This window comes from Paraburkholderia flava, assembly GCF_004359985.1.
Lineage (GTDB): Bacteria > Pseudomonadota > Gammaproteobacteria > Burkholderiales > Burkholderiaceae > Paraburkholderia > Paraburkholderia flava.
The window spans coordinates 2,217,714-2,234,802 of the sequence record NZ_SMRO01000002.1; the positions used below are offsets into that span (position 1 = coordinate 2,217,714).

11 protein-coding genes are annotated in these 17,089 nt (G+C 63.2%); 5 read left to right on the forward strand and 6 right to left on the reverse strand.

The annotated features are described in order from the left end of the window. Positions 1 to 489: 489 nt before the first annotated feature. The 4 genes from E1748_RS21355 to E1748_RS21370 all read left to right on the forward strand — a co-directional run bounded on the left by E1748_RS21355 (position 490) and on the right by E1748_RS21370 (position 6,413). Positions 490 to 2,202 (forward strand): collagen-like triple helix repeat-containing protein, encoded by a 1,713-nt coding sequence (locus E1748_RS21355; RefSeq protein ID WP_133649127.1) that lies wholly within the window; start codon positions 490 to 492, stop codon positions 2,200 to 2,202. A 142-nt stretch (positions 2,203 to 2,344) separates the two neighbouring features. Beyond that, on the forward strand, positions 2,345 to 3,871 hold the full coding sequence (locus E1748_RS21360; RefSeq protein ID WP_133649128.1) for a collagen-like triple helix repeat-containing protein: 1,527 nt from the start codon (positions 2,345 to 2,347) through the stop codon (positions 3,869 to 3,871). A 162-nt stretch (positions 3,872 to 4,033) separates the two neighbouring features. Further along, positions 4,034 to 5,734, forward strand: a complete 1,701-nt coding sequence (locus E1748_RS21365) for a ShlB/FhaC/HecB family hemolysin secretion/activation protein (RefSeq protein WP_133649129.1) — start codon at positions 4,034 to 4,036, stop codon at positions 5,732 to 5,734. 193 nt (positions 5,735 to 5,927) lie between these two features. Further along, positions 5,928 to 6,413 (forward strand): DUF2147 domain-containing protein, encoded by a 486-nt coding sequence (locus E1748_RS21370; protein ID WP_133649130.1) that lies wholly within the window; start codon positions 5,928 to 5,930, stop codon positions 6,411 to 6,413. A gap of 117 nt (positions 6,414 to 6,530) precedes the next feature. On the opposite strand, the gene E1748_RS21375 is transcribed toward E1748_RS21370, so the two are convergent. The 6 genes from E1748_RS21375 to typA all read right to left on the reverse strand — a co-directional run bounded on the left by E1748_RS21375 (position 6,531) and on the right by typA (position 16,275). Then, a complete protein-coding gene (locus tag E1748_RS21375) occupies positions 6,531 to 6,995 on the reverse strand; it encodes a transposase (protein ID WP_133649131.1) in 465 nt (154 codons plus the stop codon). A 122-nt stretch (positions 6,996 to 7,117) separates the two neighbouring features. Further along, positions 7,118 to 8,215, reverse strand: coding sequence for a cell division protein ZapE (zapE, locus tag E1748_RS21380; RefSeq protein ID WP_133649132.1), 1,098 nt, complete (start codon positions 8,213 to 8,215; stop codon positions 7,118 to 7,120). 127 nt (positions 8,216 to 8,342) lie between these two features. Continuing rightward, on the reverse strand, positions 8,343 to 9,773 hold the full coding sequence (gene lpdA / locus E1748_RS21385) for a dihydrolipoyl dehydrogenase (RefSeq protein ID WP_133649133.1): 1,431 nt from the start codon (positions 9,771 to 9,773) through the stop codon (positions 8,343 to 8,345). Positions 9,774 to 9,856: 83 nt separating this feature from the next. Continuing rightward, a complete protein-coding gene (gene odhB, locus E1748_RS21390) occupies positions 9,857 to 11,134 on the reverse strand; it encodes a 2-oxoglutarate dehydrogenase complex dihydrolipoyllysine-residue succinyltransferase (RefSeq protein WP_133649134.1) in 1,278 nt (425 codons plus the stop codon). Between the two features lie 143 nt (positions 11,135 to 11,277). After that, positions 11,278 to 14,139, reverse strand: a complete 2,862-nt coding sequence (locus E1748_RS21395) for a 2-oxoglutarate dehydrogenase E1 component (RefSeq protein WP_133649135.1) — start codon at positions 14,137 to 14,139, stop codon at positions 11,278 to 11,280. Positions 14,140 to 14,448: 309 nt separating this feature from the next. Continuing rightward, complete coding sequence (gene typA / locus E1748_RS21400; RefSeq protein ID WP_133649136.1) at positions 14,449 to 16,275, reverse strand: translational GTPase TypA; 1,827 nt, start codon at positions 16,273 to 16,275, stop codon at positions 14,449 to 14,451. 291 nt (positions 16,276 to 16,566) lie between these two features. Between typA and E1748_RS21405 the strand changes: the two genes are divergently transcribed. Next, complete coding sequence (locus E1748_RS21405) at positions 16,567 to 17,082, forward strand: MarR family winged helix-turn-helix transcriptional regulator (protein ID WP_133649137.1); 516 nt, start codon at positions 16,567 to 16,569, stop codon at positions 17,080 to 17,082. The last annotated feature ends 7 nt before the right edge of the window (positions 17,083 to 17,089 follow it).

Genomic DNA, 17,089 nt, shown 5'->3' on the forward strand with positions numbered 1-17,089 from the left:
ATGTGGCCGTCTGTTCGATATCGCACCTCCCTCGTAACTTTGATGCTCTCAGGTTTTATAGCGTATCAATCATTTTTAAGCAATTATCCGACGCCCTGAGGCGCGTCATCGTTAGCTGAATACGCATAACAAGGTTAACGCTTCGGCGTTGCGCACCGCACATAGGACTAACCATACGTTAGATTCGGCGCACTAATTAACCGTTTGAACCTGTCGTTTCAAGCATCGCGTCACCCCCGTTACGCGGCACTTCGTAACGCCGCACGCGGCCCGTTACGTTACGCCGCCTCCGCACACGCGTTCCGAATGCCGTTTTCGACGCTTCAGTTGCTTTAGCAAACACTCCACTGATTCCCCGCAAATGCACGCCCTGATTCGCCTGGCGGGTCGCGCAATGTAATTGCATGTCGACGGCCGAATGAAATGGCACGGCTGTTGCAGAGAAAGGTGCGCGGTACCACCCAACTACACATGCGATGCGAGGGCGACATGAACATTCAAACGACTTATAACGGGTTCCGGATAACGATCATTGCGGCCGCAGCTGCAGCGATGCTTTCTCTCAGCGCCTGCGGCGGCTCGGGCACGATCAGCCAGGGCACAGGCGGCAACGGCAGTGGTAGCGGTTCCGACGGCGGCACGCTCACGACGGGCGGCAACGGCACGGGTTCCGGCGCGACCGCAGGCAACGGCGGCGGCTCGGGCAGCGGAACGGGAACCGGCACTGGAACGGGTACAGGTGGTACCGGCGGCACGGGAACAGGCACGGGCACCACACCGGTTGCGAACGCAATCGGTACGGTGGTCGGCAACACAGGTAACGTCGTCACGGATGTCGGCTCGACGGTGTCGGGCATCGGCAGCGTGATCGCTTCGCAGAATCTTCCGATCGTCAGTTCGGCAACCACGCAGGCCGCAGGCGGTGTCGTGCAGAGCGTTGGCTCCGCTGTGTCGACGCTCGGCAACGGCGTCGCGCAAGGTCTCGGACAACTCGGCACAGGTGGCAACGCGGTGGGCACGACGGTGTCGAGCCTCGGCGGTGTCGTCAGCAATCTCGGCGGTGCGGTGTCGAAGACCGGCGATCTCGTCACGAGCCTCGGCAGCGGCCCGCTCGCTCCGCTCTCCGCATTGACCACGCCGCTCGGTGGCGTCGTCAACACACTCGGCGGTGCAGTGACGAACGCCGGCGGCACGCTTACCAATGTGCTGTCGACGGGTCCGGTGCAACAGATCACGTCGACGGTCAGCTCGGCCATCACGCCGATCACGTCGATGGTCGCGTCGACGACGCAGACCGTCGGCACCGTGACGGGTCTCGGCGCTCCGCTCAACGGTCTGCTCGGCACGATCGGCGGCGGCCTCGGCACGGCCGGCAAGCTGCTCGCATCGACGGGCGGCAATCCGGTCACGACGGGCCTCGGCAACGTCGTCACCGACACCGGCAAGATCGTCTCGTCGGCCGGCGGTCTGCTCGTCGGCGGTACTGCGGGATCGAATCCGCTTGCGCCGATCACCGGCATCCTCGGTGGCCTTGGCGGTCTGGGCGAAGGCACCAGCAGCGGCAGCGGCCCGCTCGCTCCGATCACCGGTCTGCTCGGTGGACTCACAGGCGGTTCCAGCAGCGGTAGCCCGCTCTCTCCGATTACAGGTCTTCTCGGTGGTCTCACCGGCGGCTCCAGTAGCGGCAACCCGCTCTCCCCGATCACCGGTCTTCTCGGTGGCCTCACTGGTGGCTCCAGCAGCGGCAACCCGCTCTCGCCAGTCACGGGTCTGCTCGGTGGCTTGACCGGCGGTAGCGGCAACAGCGGTGGTCCGCTCGCCCCGGTCACCGGCCTGCTCTCTGGCGTCACGGGTGCCTTGAGCGGTGTTGCAGGCGGCACGTCGGGTAGCGCGGGTGGTCCGCTCGGCCCGGTCACGGGTCTGCTCTCCGGCGTCACCGGTGCACTGAGTGGCGTTGCAGGCGGTACGTCGGGTAGCTCGGGCGGTCCGCTCGGTCCGGTGAGCGGTCTGCTGTCGGCGGTGACGGGTGCACTCGGCGGTGTCGCGGCAACAGCCGCACCGGCCGCGACTGCATCGACGAACACCGTGGCATCGACCGGCATCTCCGCAACGAGCGGCAGCGGCGGCAGCTCGTCGAACCTGCTGGCTCCGGTGACGTCGCTCGTCGGCGGTCTGCTCGGCGCGCTCGGAGGCAAGAAGTAACGCCGGTCATCACAGGTACAGCCGGGATGCAGCGCGCCACGCCCGGCTGACCCGCACAAAGCACCGCGGTTCAAGGTGCACAGCGCAACGGCGCGCGGAGACCTTCCATCATTACGCCAGAAAACAGAAAGTGAGGAGCACCATGTCCAACCAACGGCTCTCTATCTCTCACGCGGCTCGCGTGACGCTTGCATCGCTGCGTCTGCCGCTCAGCGCCATCGCGGTGGCATGCGTGCTCGCCGCGTGCGGCGGCAGCAGTGTCAACGCACCGCCCAGCGCGGGTGGCGGCAACACGACACCCCCGCCGAACAACGGCGGCGGCACCACGCCGGTCACGAACACAGGAACCGCCGGTGTCGTCACGACAGCAGCGAAGACGGTCAACGATCTCGGCAGCACGATCGGTTCGATCGCGATCCCGGGTCTCAGCCCGCAGGTCACGCAAGGGCTCGGCAACAGCGTGTCGGCCACGAGCAACACGCTGACGTCGCTCGCGAACACGGTCAGCAGCGGGCTCGGTCAGATCGGCACGACGGCGAATCCGGTCGGCACGACGGTCGCGGGACTCGGCTCGGTCGTCAGCACGACGTCGGGTGTCGTGCAGGGTCTCAGCACCACCGTCGCCGGACTCGGCACCGGCACGCTCGCGCCGCTGTCGCCGGTCACGACGCCGGTCGCCGGCCTGCTCAGCACGGTCGCGAACGGTGTCAACGCAGGCGGCACGACGCTCGGCAACGTGCTCGGCTCGGCACCGATCCAGCAGATCACGCAACCGATCAGCACCGCGATCACACCGATCGTGCAAACGGCCGGCCTGATCACGCAGACGGTCGGCACGCAGACGGGTCTCGGTGCACCAGTCGGCGGTCTGCTCGCGCAGATCGGCGGCGCGGTGAAGTCGGCGGGTACGACGATCGGCGGCACGACGAACAACGTGCTCGGCGCGGACGTCGGCAACCTCGTCGGCTCGCTCGGCAACACGATCACCAACGCAGGCGGCCTCGTCAATCCGAATGGGCCGAACGGCGCTGCGCCGATCCCCGGTCTGATCACGAGCCTGCTCGGCAGCACGAGCGTGAGCGTCGCGAACGGTCCGCCGTCGAATAGCAATCCGTTGAGCCCGCTGCAAGGCGCGCTCGCGAGCCTCGGACTCGGCACCAACCCGCTCGGCTCGGTGACGTCGCTGCTCGGCGGCACGTCGGGCAGCAATCCGCTGAGCCCGGTCACGTCGTTGCTGGGTGGTCTGACGGGCGGTCTGTCGTCGAGCACCGGCGGCAGCAATCCGCTGGGTTCGATCACGTCGCTGCTCGGCGGCGCAACGTCGGGTTCCGGCGGCAATCTGCTGAGCCCATTGACGTCGCTGCTGGGTGGTGTAACGTCGGGTGCGGGTGGCGGCAATCTGTTGAGCCCGGTGACCTCGTTGCTCGGCGGCGTAACGTCGGGCACGGGCACAGGTAGCAGCGGCTCGAACCCGCTCGGCGCTGTGACGGGTCTGCTGGGTGGTGTGACTGGTGGTTCGTCGGGTGGCTCGGCGGCAGGCGGTCTGCTGGCACCGATCACCGGCCTGGTAGGTGGGCTGACCGGCGCACTCGGCTCGGCAACGGGCTCGGGCACGACGACTGGCGGTGGCTCGCTTCTGGGTGGTCTGCTTCCCGTAGCACACAAGTAAATCGACAGAACCTGAGAGGACGCCGCGTGCTCTATCGCTTCCCGGAGTACGCGGCGTATTTGCGTTGCCATGCACTACGAATCGATCGACAGATAAACGTTCGCGATCCAGCCGCAGAGACGGCATACTCGCATCACAAGAACGGCCAACGAGGGAAATCCGATGAAACTCGGGTATAAAAAATGGACGCTGCTGTTCGCAGCAGTCGCCGCGGGGGCGGCGCATGCACAAAGCAGGCCGGCATTGACCGGCAACCCGGCGGGCGGCAATCCGATGGATTCGCTGCCGCAGATCAAGGCGCCGGACAAAGGACCCAGCGTGACCGTGCAGGTGCAGTCGCAACCACCGCAACTGCAGGAATTGCTCGCTCGTCATCTGACGCCCACGAAGATCCAGATCGAGGGCGTGAAATCGATTTCCTTCGACGATGTCGCGAAGCGCTTCACGTCGCTCGTCGGCAAGGACATCACAATCGCGGAGCTGATCGAAGTCGCGAACGGCGTGACGAAGATGTATCAGGACCACGGCTACGCGCTGTCGTTCGCGTTCATTCCGGCACAGACTTTCGATGACGGCGTCGTGCGCGTGACGATCGTCGAAGGCTATGTGTCGCTCGTCAAGATCACCGGCAAGCCGGGCGCGACCGAAGACCGCATCCGCGCGTTCGCCGCGCATATCCAGGACGACCGGCCGCTGCATCGCGCGACGTTCGAACGCTATATCCAGGCGCTCGGTTTGCTGCCCGGCGTAAAGGTCGCGGCGAACGTGCCGCCGCCGACGACCACCGACGGTGCAACGACGCTCGAGCTGAACGTCACGCGCAAACCGTTCGACGTCGGCATGGGTCTCGACTTCAATCACCCCGGCGTGCAGGGTCTGCTGACCGCGACTGAAAACGGTCTCACGTCGCTCGGCGAACAGTTGAGCGTGTCCGCGCTGCTGCCGAAGGGTCGTGACAACCAAACCTATCTCGCGGTGCATGGCGCGGTGCCGATCGGCAGCAACGGTCTGATCGCGAAGGTCGACGCGACGCACTATCGCGGCAATCCGGTCGACAACCCGGGCCTGCCCTCGTACGTACAACGCACGGTGGTCAACGATAAGGTCAGCGGTTCGCTTGCGTATCCGGTGATCCTCAGCAACTCGCAGACGTTGATCGGCACGGCAAGCGCGTATGCATCGCGCGACCAGGACAGCTACAACAACCAGATCAACGGTCTGAACTTCGGCTTGCGATCGCAGGTACGCGTGCTGCAACTGCAGGCCGATTACGCGAACGTGCAGACGGGCCAGGTGCGCAAGGCGAGCTTGAATGTCGCAAAAGCATTCGACGTGCTCGGCGCGTCGAAGTCGTTCGACAGCAACATTCCTGGTCTCGCCGGCCAGAATCCGATCTCGCTGAATTTCGTGCGTACCGGTGCGAGTTTTTCGCAGAGCAACGAATGGCCGCTCAAGATCGGCACCGTCGTGTCGTTGATCGGTCAGTACAGCCCGAACTCGCTGCCGACCTCCGAACAGATCGCGTTCGGCGCGCAACGTTTCGCGCAGGGTTACGAGCCGGGCGAGGCATCGGGCGATTCGGGCTGGGGCGCATCGTTCGAAGTGAACCGGCCGATCGCGATCGGCTACACGTACCTGCAAACGTTCACACCGTATGTGTCGTTCGACATGGCGCGCGTCTATCTGCACTCCGGCACACCGTCGCCGTCGAAACTCTCGTCGGTGTCGCTCGGTTTTCGGGTGACCGATGCGAAGTACTACAGCCTGGATCTGTCGGTGGCCAAACCGATCGCCGACGCGCCGGTCGAAAGCGCGTCGCGCAGCCCGCGTATCAACGCGGCGTTTTCCTATCAGTTGAACTAAAGCCTCGTAGCGTCAGGCACGGTGATCCGTGCCTGCTGATTAGAGGTTCCACTATCAAACTGGCGCAGCAGTTTCGCGCGAGTTTCACGTATTCTGCCCGGACAGCTTGAAGACAGCACAAGGCATGGCGTTGCCCGAGACAACACGACGCCGCGCGACTACCATCGCGACGATTTTCTACCCGGAGGAAGACATGACGCATTTCACCCAGCGCGCCCGTTCGATGGTGCTCGGCACCGCAAAACACGCCGCGGTAGCGGGCGCCCTGCTCGTCTGCGCGGTCGCTGCGATGGCACAGACCGATACCCCCGTCGGCACGTGGCAAACCATCGACGACAACACCCATCAGCCGAAAGCACTCGTGCAGATCACGCAGGACGCGGACGGCTCGCTGTCCGGCAAGGTGATCAAGGGCCTGGGCCCGAACGATCAACCCGATCGCCGCTGCACCGCCTGCACCGACGCGCGCAAGGACCAGCTGATTCTCGGCATGACGATCATCAACGGGATGAAGAAGGACGGCGACGGCTGGGACAACGGCCAGATCCTCGACCCGGAAAACGGCAAACTCTACAAGTGCAAGATGCACCTCGACGAAAATGGCCAGAAGCTGGTCGTGCGCGGGTATATCGGCATCTCGCTGCTCGGCCGTTCGCAGACGTGGAATCGCCAGCAGTAGTCGTCGTTCCGAACGTTCGACCAGCGCGTACGCGGCGGCGCATCCGATTCTGAAAATGCGTTCGCCGGTGCGCCGCTTATCGACTTGCGCGACGTTTGCGATGTGACGTGTGCGAGGTCACATCGTCGGTAACGCGGTCACTAAAGGTAGCGGTGCCGGTAAGGACGCGGGCACTACGATAGCCGGTACGGATAACGAAAGAGCCGGCACATTACGCGCTTCGATGTCACTGCCCGATTGCACACCTGTCGCATCTTTACGCGGAACACGCCGCCGCGTGCGCGCGCTCACCGTATGCAGCAACCCATGGCTCGCGACGCCGAACAGCGTCTCCAGTACCCGCTGCAGCACGCCCGATTGCAACCACAGCTTGAAGCGCCGATGACACGTCTGGTACGGCGGATACCGGCGCGGCATCGACGACCACGTCGCGCTGCTATAGATCACCCACAGCACGCCGTTGAGCACCGAGCGCGTATTCGCGAGCGGCCTGCCACGCATGTCACGTCTCGGCCGCAGTTCGGGAATCAGCGGGGCCACGCGCAGCCATTCTTCGTCGGTCATATCTCGATGCGGACTCATGCGGATCTCCTTTGTCGGAACGATGACAACGAAGATAGCGACGCATTCGCGCGCAGGACATCAGAACAATCCGAATCTCGAAATGGATTACGCTTATTTCGCTACGCCGCTTGATACCCCGCTTACGTGAGCGACGTATCGACGAGACGCCGTGGCGCGTCCAGATATTCCTTCGACTGCATCTCGACGATCCGCGAAACGGTCCGCGTGAATTCATTCGCCATCGGACCTTCCACATAGAGTTGCTCGGGCGGCACAGCAGCCGACATCAGCAGCTTGACCTTGTGGTCGTAGAACACGTCGATGAGCCACGTGAAGCGGCGCGCTTCGGATTGCATCCGCGGTGTCATCTGCGGCACGCCCGACAGGATCACCGCGTGGAAGCGGCTCGCCAGCTCGAGATAGTCGTTCTGCGAGCGCGGACCGCCGCACAGCGTCGCGAAGTCGAACCACACGACACCGTCGGCACGCCGTAGCGCTTTCAGTTCGCGCTTCTCGATACGCAACAGCGGGCTTTCGTCAGGTACCGCGGCGAGCCGCGCGAACGCGTCGCGCAACGCCTTGTCGGACGCTGCGCCGAGTGGCGTGTGATAGATCTCGACCTGCGCAAGCGTGCGCTGCCGGTAGTCGACGCCCGCGTCGACGTTGATCACGTCGAGCTTCGTCTTGATGAGCTCGATCGCGGGCAGCACGCGGTCGCGATGCAACCCGTCCGGATACAGCGTGTCCGGATCGTAGTTGGACGTCATCACGAACTGCACGCCGTTGTTGAACAGCCGGTCGAGCAAGCGATACAGGATCATCGCATCCGCGATGTCCGACACGTGGAATTCGTCGAAGCAGATCAGCCGGTAGCGCTTCGCGACACGGCGCGCGAGTTCGTCGAGCGGATCGGCCTGCCCTTTCAGCTCTTCGAGTTCGCGATGTACCTCGCGCATGAATTCGTGAAAATGCAGCCGCGTCTTGCGCTGGATCGGCACGATCGTGAAGAAGCTGTCCATCAGGAAGCTCTTGCCGCGTCCGACGCCGCCCCACATGTAGATCCCGCGCGGCAGATCCGGATGAATGATCAGCTTCTTGAACGCGTTCGAGCGGCGCGACTTGTACTCGCTCCATTCGTCGTAGCACCGCTGCAGACGGTCGACCGCCGCGCGTTGCGCCGGGTCCGACTGGTAGCCCCGTGTCTGCAGTTCGTTTTCGTAGTATTCGGTGACGTTCATCGTGCGGCCAGAAAAAAAGCAGGCGGGTGGGATCGAACCCACCCGCCTGCGTCGTGATGCCGGATGCCGCCGGTGTGACCATCGGAGGCAACCGGTCGGCCGGACCGCGAAAGGTCCGGCGTGCGCGTTACATGTTCAGCGCGCGTTTGTCGACGGCGAGCGCGGCTTCGCGCATCACCTCGGACAGCGACGGGTGCGGGTGGCAGATCCGGCCGATGTCTTCCGACGCCGCCTTGAACTCCATCGCGACCACGGCTTCGGCGATCAGATCGGACGCGTTCGCCGAGATGATGTGCACGCCGAGCAGCTCGTCGGTCTTCGCATCGGCGATCATCTTGACGAAACCGTCCGCCTTATTGATGCCGAGTGCGCGGCCGTTCGCCATGAACGGGAACTGGCCCGTCTTCACTTCGCGGCCCTCGGCCTTCAGCTGCTGTTCCGTCTTGCCGACCCACGCGATTTCCGGTTCGGTGTAGATCACCCACGGAATGCAGTTGTAGTCGATGTGCGGCTTCTGGCCGTCGATCACTTCCGCGACCAGCACGCCTTCGTCTTCCGCCTTGTGCGCGAGCATCGGGCCACGCACCACGTCGCCGATCGCGTACACGTTCGGCACGCTCGTCGCGCAGTGGTCGTCGACGTCGATGAAGCCGCGTTCGTTCGCCTTCAGACCGATCGCTTCGAGGCCGAGGTTGTCGGTGTTCGGCACGCGGCCGATCGACACGATCAGGCGATCGGCGTCGAGCGTCTGCGCGTTGCCGTCCTTGTCCGTGTACGCGATCGACACGCCCTTGTCCGACGTCTTCACTTCGCCGACCTTCACGCCGACGTGAATGTCGAGGCCCTGCTTCTTGAACTGCTTCGCGGCTTCCTTCGCGAGCGACTGGTCCGCCGCGCCGAGGAATTCCGGCAGCGCTTCGAGCACGGTCACGTCGGCACCGAGGCGGCGCCACACCGAACCGAGTTCGAGGCCGATCACGCCGGCGCCGATCACGGCGAGTTTCTTCGGCGTCGATTCGAAGCTCAGTGCGCCTTCGTTGTCGGCGACGATCTTGTTGTCGACCGGAATGTTCGGCAGATGACGCGCCTTCGAACCCGTCGCGATGATCACGTTCTTCGCGGTGACGACTTCGGTATCGCCCTCGCCGCTCACTTCGATCTGCACGCCGGCGTCGGTGCGGCCGGTGAACTTGCCATGGCCCTTCAGCCACGTGATCTTGTTCTTGCGGAACAGGAACTCGATACCCTTCGTCATCTTCTCGACGATGCCGTCCTTGCGACCCATCATCTTCGCGATGTCGACCTGCACATTCTCGACGCTGATGCCGTGGTCGGCGAGGTGGTGCGATGCATTCTCGAACTCTTCCGACGAAGCGAGCAGCGCCTTCGACGGAATGCAGCCGACGTTCAGGCAGGTGCCGCCGAGCTTCAGCGTGCCGGCCGGGTTCTTCCATTTCTCGATACACGCGACGCTCTTGCCGAGCTGCGCAGCGCGAATCGCCGCGATATAGCCGCCGGGGCCGGCGCCGATCACGACGACGTCAAATTCTTTGGACATGACAATCCTTTCGATAACGGAGCAGCGCGCCGCCGTATTGCGTGGCGCGCGCCGCTCCGGTTCAAGCCGATGCGGGAGACAGGTTACAGATCGAGCAGCAGACGCGCCGGATCTTCGAGCGCATCCTTCATCGCGACGAGCGACAGCACCGCTTCGCGGCCGTCGATGATCCGGTGGTCGTAGGACATCGCCAGATAGTTCATCGGGCGGATCACGATCTGGCCGTTCTCGACCACTGCGCGTTCCTTCGTCGCATGCACGCCGAGGATCGCCGATTGCGGCGGGTTGATGATCGGCGTCGACAGCATCGAGCCGAACACACCGCCATTCGAGATCGAGAACGTACCGCCGGTCATTTCTTCGATCGACAGCTTGCCGTCCTTCGCCTTCTGGCCGAATTCGGCGATCTTCTTCTCGATGTCGGCGAGGCTCATCTGATCCGCGTTGCGCAGGATCGGCACGACGAGGCCGCGCGGCGAACCGACGGCGATACCGATGTCGAAGTAGCCGTGATAGACGATGTCGTTACCGTCGATCGACGCGTTGACGAGCGGGAATTTCTTCAGCGCATGGACGGCCGCCTTCACGAAGAACGACATGAAGCCGAGCTTCACGCCATGTTCCTTCTCGAACTTGTCCTTGTACTTGTTGCGCAGATCCATCACCGGCGCCATGTTCACTTCGTTGAACGTCGTGAGGATGGCGTTGGTTTGCTGCGACTCGAGCAGACGCTCGGCGATACGCGCACGCAGACGCGACATCGGCACGCGTTGTTCCGGGCGGTTGTTCAGCCATGCGTCGGCCGATGCGGGCGCCTTGACGTCCGGCAGCGACGGCTTTGCAGCCTTCGGTGCAGCCGGTGCCGCTGCGGGTGCGGCCTTTGCGGCCGGTGCCTGACCTGCGCCCAGCACGTCGCCCTTCGTGATGCGACCGTCGCGGCCGGTGCCGGCGACGTCGCCCGACGACAGGTTCTGCTCGGCCATCAGCTTCGTCGCCGCCGGCGATGCCGCCGTGCTTGCACCGGCTGCAGCAGCCTGCGCCGCCGGATGCTGCGTCGCGGCCGGAGTCGACTCGGGTGCCGGCTTCACTTCGGCTTCGACAGCCGCTGCGCCTGCCTTGCCTTCCGTATCGATCTTCGCGATCACTTCATCGGCAACAACGGTATCGCCGTCGTTGCGCACGATCTGCGCGAGCACGCCTGCCGACGGTGCCGGCACTTCGAGCACGACCTTGTCGGTTTCGAGTTCGATGAGGATTTCGTCCTGGGCGACAGCTTCGCCCGGCTTCTTCTTCCACGTCAGCATGGTGGCTTCCGAAACCGACTCGGACAGCTGGGGGACTTTGACTTCAACAATAGCCATGTGATTTTCCTGAATACGTATCTGGAGACAACGAACCTTGAGCGGGCCGCCAGCCGTTCAATGCGCGCATGAAGAAAGTTTGGGGCGCATTCCGGACGCGGCACGGGAAAGCGCGCTGCGCTTTCCCGCTTCGGCTGTCGTGTTTATTTCGCGATCGATGCGCTCTTCAGACGCCCGAACGCACCTTCGATCAGCGCCTTCTGCTGCTCGTAGTGCTTCGCGTAGTAGCCGACCGCCGGCGAGGCCGATGCCGGACGACCGCTGTATGCCAGCTTCTGTCCGTCCTTCATGCCTTCCTTCAGGTGGTGCTCGATGTAGAACCACGGGCCTTGATTCTGCGGCTCGTCCTGCACCCAGACCACTTCGGTCGCGTTGTCGTACTTCTTCATTTCGGTTTCGAACTGCTTGTGCGCGAACGGATACAACTGCTCGATACGCACGATCGCGACGTCGTTCGCCTTCGCTTCGCGGCGATGCGCGACGAGGTCGTAATACACGCGACCCGAACACGCGACCACACGCTTCACCTTCTTCGCGTCGATCGCTTCGTCGGTCTCGCCGAGCACCGGCTGGAACGAACCCTTCGCGAGTTCCGACAGATCCGACACGGCTTCCTTGTGACGCAGCAGCGACTTCGGCGTGAAGACGATCAGCGGCTTGCGGAACAGGCGGATCATCTGGCGACGCAGCAGGTGGAAGACCTGTGCAGGCGTCGTGGGTTGCACGACCTGCATGTTGTGATCCGCGCACAGCTGCAGGAAGCGTTCGATACGCGCCGACGAGTGCTCCGGACCCTGACCTTCGTAACCGTGCGGCAGCAGCATCGTGAGGCCCGACACGCGGCCCCACTTCACTTCGCCCGACGAGATGAACTGGTCGATCACGACCTGCGCGCCGTTCACGAAGTCACCGAACTGCGCTTCCCACGCGACGAACGTGTTCGGTTCTGCAGTGGAGTAGCCGTACTCGAAACCGAGCACCGCTTCTTCGGACAGCACCGAGTCGATCACCGTGAACTTTGCCTGGCCTTCCGCGATGTTCTGCAGCGGCACGTACGTGCCGTCGTTCCAGCGCTCGCGATTCTGGTCGTGCAGCACCGAGTGACGGTGCGTGAACGTGCCGCGGCCCGAGTCCTGGCCGGTCAGACGAACCGCGTAACCGGAAGCGACCAGCGACGCGAACGCGAGATGCTCGCCCATGCCCCAGTCGAGCTTCGATTCGCCGCGACCCATCGCGCGACGATCGTTGATCACGCGCTCGACGAGCGGGTGGACCTTGAAGTTCTCGGGGATCGTCGTGATGCGTTCGGCGAGGCGCTTCAGTTCGGCGAGCGGCACGGCCGTATCGGCGGCGTCGGTCCACTTGCGGTTCAGGAACGGCACCCAGTCGACTGCGTACTTGCTCTTGTAGTTCGACAGGACCGGATCGACCGTGTGGTGACCTTCGTCCATTGCGCGGCGGTACGCCTTCACGTATTCGTCCGCGTCTTCAGCGGTGATCACGCCTTGCTGCACGAGCTTTTCCGCGTACAGCGCGCGGGTGCCCGGGTGCTTCGCAATGGTCTTGTACATCAGCGGCTGCGTGACCGCCGGCGTGTCCTGCTCGTTGTGGCCCAGCTTGCGGAAGCAGATGATGTCGACGACGACATCCTTGTGGAACTGCATCCGGTAGTCGATCGCGAGCTGCGTCGCCAGCACCACGGCTTCGGGATCGTCGCCGTTCACGTGCAGCACCGGCGCTTCGATCATCTTCACAACGTCGGTGCAATACAGCGTGGAGCGCGCATCGCGCGGGTCCGACGTCGTGAAGCCGATCTGGTTGTTGATGACGATGTGCAGCGTGCCGTGCGTGCCGTAGCCGCGCGTCTGCGCGAGGTTCAGCGTTTCCATCACGACGCCCTGACCCGCGAAGGCCGCGTCGCCGTGGATCTGCACCGGCAGCACTTGCAGGCCGTTCTCGTCGCCGCGACGGTCCATCCGCGCCTTCGCCGACCCTTCGACCACCGGGTTCACGATTTCGAGGTGCGACGGGTTGAATGCGAGCGACAGGTGAACCGGACCGCCTTCGGTCGCGATGTCCGACGAGAAGCCCTTGTGGTACTTCACGTCGCCGGCCGGCAGATCGTCGACGTGCTTGCCTTCGAATTCGGCGAACAGATCGGCGGGCATCTTGCCGAGCGTATTCACGAGCACGTTCAGACGGCCGCGGTGGGCCATGCCGATGACGATTTCCTGCACGCCGTTCGCACCTGCATGACGGACGACTTCGTCCATCGACGCGATGAAGCTTTCGCCGCCTTCAAGCGAGAAGCGCTTCTGGCCGACGTACTTGGTATGCAGGAAGCGCTCGAGACCTTCGGACGCGGTCAGGCGGTTCAGGATGTGCTTTTTCTTGTCGGCGGAGAAATTCGGCGTCGAGCGGATCGACTCGAGCTTTTCCTTCCACCAGCGCTTCTGTTCCGGATCGCTCAGGTACATGTACTCGGCACCGATCGTGCCGCAGTACGTGTCGCGCAATGCCTTGACGATGTCCCGCAGCGACGCCTGTTCGAAACCGAAGTACAGGTTCGTCGTGTTGAACGTCTGGTCCATGTCGGCTTCGGTGAAGTCGTAGAACGCAGGTTCGAGCTCGGGGATATTCGGACGTTCGCGGCGCTTCAGGGGATCGAGATTGGCCCATTGCGAGCCGAGGAAGCGATAGGCGCCGATGAGGGACTGCACATACACCTGCTTGCGCGCGGTGGTGAGGTCTTCACCGCCGGCTCCGGCACGTGGCAGGAAAGCATTGGCTTTCGCGCGCTGGGCAAACGATTCGACGATCGGGCCATGGGCCACGTCGTTGGCACTGGTGCCATCCGATGCAGGGACGTTCTGCAACGCGTCGAAATAGCTGCGCCAGTTCTCGGGCACTGACGCCGGATTGTCGAGATACGCTTCGTACAGTTCTTCAACGTACGGAGCATTGCCGCCGAACAGATACGAGTTCAGCTGGAGTTGCTTCATCATTTTTACGCTCACCTTTCTTCGAGTTTCTCGAGAAATAGCGGGTTACTCAACCTTCCGCGACACGGCCTGACCGTTTGGCGGATTGCGCGAATCAAGTCTGCTTGGAAGGACCTAAAACTGGCATCCGGGGAGCATAGCACAGAACCAATAGTGCCGACAGCGGAACACCGCCCCCGAAAGCCCGTCGCATCAGGCTTTCAGCGGATACGCAGCGCGCGAAGCGGAATGTAAAAAAGCCGCCCGAAGGCGGCTTTCTTTCGCGTCGATTCTCTCAAACCAGCCTGGATAACGCCGGTTTCAGGTTACCGATCAGTCGACCGCAGCTTCGCGGCTCGCGCGACGGCGCTCGTGTTCCTTCAGGTGACGCTTGCGCAGACGGATCGATTGCGGCGTGACTTCGACGAGTTCGTCTTCGTCGATGAATTCGACCGCGTATTCGAGCGACATCTGGATCGCCGGCACGAGACGCACCGCTTCGTCGGTACCCGACGCGCGCACGTTAGTCAGCTGCTTGCCCTTGATCGGGTTCACGACGAGGTCGTTGTCGCGGCTGTGAATGCCGATGATCATCCCTTCGTACAGCGCATCGCCCGGCTTCACGAACATGCGGCCGCGATCCTGCAGCTTCCACAGTGCGTAGGCGACGGCGGCGCCGTCGTCCTGCGAGATCAGCACGCCGTTGCGGCGCTCGCCGAGCGAGCCTTCGCGAACCGGCGCGTACTCGTCGAACACGTGACTCATCAGACCGGTACCACGCGTGAGCGTCAGGAATTCGCCCTGGAAGCCGATCAGGCCACGCGCCGGAATACGGTACTCGAGACGCGTGCGACCACGTGCATCCGACGCCATGTCGAGCATTTCGCCCTTGCGGCGACCGAGTTCTTCCATCACGCCACCCTGATGGGTGTCTTCGACGTCGACGGTCAGCAGTTCGTACGGCTCGTGCTTCACGCCGTCGACTTCATGAAGGACCACGCGCGGCCGCGACACGGCCATTTCGTAGCCCTCGCGGCGCATGTTTTCGATCAGGATGGTCAGGTGCAGTTCGCCGCGGCCCGACACTTCGAACACGGTTTCGTCGCCGGTTTCCTTCACGCGCAGCGCCACATTGTGGTTCAGCTCTTTCATCAGACGGTCGCGGATCTGGCGGCTCGTCACGAACTTGCCTTCCTTGCCCGCGAGCGGCGACGAGTTGACGAGGAAGTTCATCGTCAGCGTGGGTTCGTCGACGGTGATCATCGGCAGCGCTTCCGGCGCTTCCGGCGCGCAGATCGTCGCGCCGATACCGACTTCCTCGATACCGTTGATCAGCACGATGTCGCCGGCTTCGGCCTGCTCGACCTGCACGCGCTCGAGGCCCTCGAACGACAGCACCTGGTTGATCTTGCGGCTCAGGATTTCGCCTTCCGGACCAAAGCGGATCACGACCTGCTGACCCGGCTTGACACGGCCACGCGTGATGCGGCCGACGCCGATCCGGCCGACGTAGGTCGAATAATCCAGCGACGTGATCTGCAGTTGCAGCGGACCTTCCGGATCGGCCGGACGCACCGGCACGTGTTCGAGAATTGCCTCGAACAGCGGACGCATCGTGCCTTCGCGCACGCTCGGATCGAGATCGGCATAACCGTTCAGGCCCGACGCGTAGACGACCGGGAAGTCGAGCTGCTCTTCGGTCGCGCCGAGCTTGTCGAACAGGTCGAATGTCTGGTTGATCACCCAGTCGATCCGCGCGCCCGGCCGGTCGATCTTGTTCACGACGACGATCGGCTTCAGGCCGAGCGCCAGCGCCTTCTTCGTAACGAAGCGGGTTTGCGGCATCGGGCCTTCGACCGCGTCGATGAGCAGCAGCACCGAGTCGACCATCGACAGCACGCGCTCCACCTCGCCGCCGAAGTCCGCGTGGCCCGGCGTGTCGACGATGTTGATGTGCGTGCCTTCGTACGTGACGGCACAGTTCTTGGCGAGGATGGTGATGCCACGCTCTTTTTCGATGTCGTTCGAATCCATCACGCGTTCAGCAATCTGCTGATTCTCGCGGAAGGTGCCGGACTGGCGAAGAAGCTGGTCGACGAGCGTAGTTTTGCCGTGGTCGACGTGAGCGATGATGGCGATGTTGCGAAGGGCGCGGGTCATAAGAACCTGGGGAGTTAAGAGTGCGCCCTCTGCTTTTACTGCTGGATGCCTGGGTTCGCGATTAACGAAGCGGAGGCCAACAAGCCCAAAGCGCACTTTTGGGAACCTGAAATTATAGCACGCCGGCGTGAACGATTCAGTATTTGCCCTAATGGGCCCGTCAGCACGCGCATTGCGCCGATTTTTCTTGAGACGTCAAAATTCCTTGCCTAAGCTGTAATAACACTTGCCGCGTCAACTAACAGGGCCGTACAATACTGCTTAGTCAACTATTGCATTTGCACGGGCATCATGACCGATCCGTCCCCTCCGCTCCCGCCGGAGATCAGCGAGTACCAGCTGGGCGAAAGCGTCGGCTACCTGATTGCACGCGTCCGCTCGACGATATCGAACATGGTGTCGCAACGCACGATGGCTGAACTGGGCATCACCAGTACGCAAGGCAGCATCCTGTTCATGGTGGCGAGCGGAAAGTGTCTGCTGGCGGCTGAACTGGCGCGTGAATACGGGATCGACGCGAGCGCGGTCACGCGGCTTGTCGACCGGCTGGAGAAGCGCGGCCTGCTTACGCGGGTGCGCAGCTCCGAAGACCGGCGGGTCGTGCGCCTCGCGCTCACTACCGAGGGCCAGGATATCGCCGTACGCATGCCAGCCATCTTTCAGGGCGTGCTGGACAACGTGCTCGGGGGCTTCACGCCCGAAGAAACAGGATTTCTCAAAAGCATGCTGCGCCGGATTCTCGTCAACAGCGGCGAACACATGGGCTTAACCCGTGATACGGCAAGCAGTTCGGACAATAAGTCGTAGCAAAATA